General features: G+C 64.1%; 1 protein-coding gene. It reads left to right on the top strand.

Translation table 11 applies throughout. The features are described from left to right. Positions 1-189: 189 nt before the first annotated feature. Positions 190-1574 (top strand): ATP-binding protein (locus DC366_RS19425; protein WP_119851599.1); only part of this gene is annotated, 1385 nt, incomplete at its 3' end.

Genomic DNA, 1574 nt, shown 5'->3' with positions numbered 1-1574 from the left:
GCCGATCATCCGGCGGATGCTCGACGAGATCGAGAGCCCCAGGTGGCCGCGCAAGACCAAGATCAAGCCTCCGTCCGAGAACTGACCAGGGCTGAGCCCCCCCGCCGCTCACTCAACGCCAGACCCTGCTTCCCCCGCGCGCCTTCGCGCGGGGACACCCCTTTGCTTGCCTCCACGAAGGACATCCTCATGACCTACACCAAGCCCGACTGGGCCCCTCTCGCCGCCACCGCGCTCATCCGTCTGCGCGATGAGTATCTGCGCTACACTGACGATCTACGCTTCGACGGCTCCCGTCCGTGGCAGCGGCGCGAGCGCCCAGGTCGCACGGAACGCAAGATGTCGGATCGCAATTCCGGCCCGCTGGACTGGCTGGCTGCATCTCCGACGGCGACGCAGATCCCGCTGCATGATCAGCTTGAGGTGCTTGACGCGGGTGGCGATCCTTTAGCGTTTGACAGTGATGAACGCAGCCGTCCTGCCGTCCACGTGCCCGCCAACGACCTCGCGTTTTTGTTTCGCCTTTGCGCAACCCTTCGTACGCCGGACCGCGTAGCCGCAATCATGAAAGCAAATGCAGTCACAGTGATCGAGACGGGCGAGGATGTGGATCTGAGCGATGTCCACCTCATGCTCGCTGCGACGATCCTGCCGGAGGACGCTCAGGTCGTTCAAGCCCTTAAGCTTGGAGACCCGAAACGTGCGCCCGATCTATGCGTGATCGAGATCGGCCCTGATGACCGGAAGAAAGTCCGTTCCACGCAAGAAGCCACCGAAGCCCTTATCCGAGGCCTTGAGGCGCCGTGCCCCGTCCTGACTGTCACGGAAGACCGCGCTGCTATTCCGGACGACATCCGGTGCGCCCTTCCGGAGCCCCTCCGACTGGCGTCGCTGTCGCGGGACGTGGTGATGGCGATCATCGCAGCGCACGGCAGCGCGACAGGCAAAATCGATCCACGCGTCTTTGATGCGCTGCCGATTGACGTGGAGCTTGCGCGCCTTTCAGACGCGTCCCTGATGCTCGCCCTTCGCGCCGACACGCCAAAAGCCATTGCGGCGCGGCTGGCCGATCTCGTGGTGACACCGGCAACCCACCACCCGCTGAGCCTCGACGACATCGAAGGGTACGGCGACGCAGAGGCGATCGCGCGCCGCATGGTATCTGATCTGCAAGCTTGGTCAGCAGGTGATGTTGCGTGGCACGATGTCCAGCGGTCGGTACTGTTCTACGGCCCTCCTGGCACCGGCAAGTCGCATCTCGCAACCGCCATGGCGGGTAGCGCGGGCGCGACGCTGGTACGGGGCAGCTTCGCCGAATGGCAGGCGAAAGGACATCTCGGAGACATGCTGCGCGCCATGCGCGAGTCTTTCGCAGAAGCTGCGGCGGCCGCTCCGGCGATCCTCGTGATCGATGAGATCGATGCCGTGGGCGACCGCGGCGATCCCGAGCGCCATAACACCAACTACCGCACGCAGGTCATCAATGCCTTCCTGCTGGCCCTCGATGGTCTGGCCGAAAATGAGGGCGTCATGCTCGTCTGCACGACCAATTATCTGGACAGGATCGATGCGGC

This window comes from Pelagivirga sediminicola, from assembly GCF_003072125.1.
Taxonomy (GTDB): Bacteria; Pseudomonadota; Alphaproteobacteria; order Rhodobacterales; family Rhodobacteraceae; genus Roseovarius; species Roseovarius sediminicola.
Note: the sequence above shows the minus strand (reverse complement) of the source record. Positions and strands in the feature narration are given on the sequence as shown.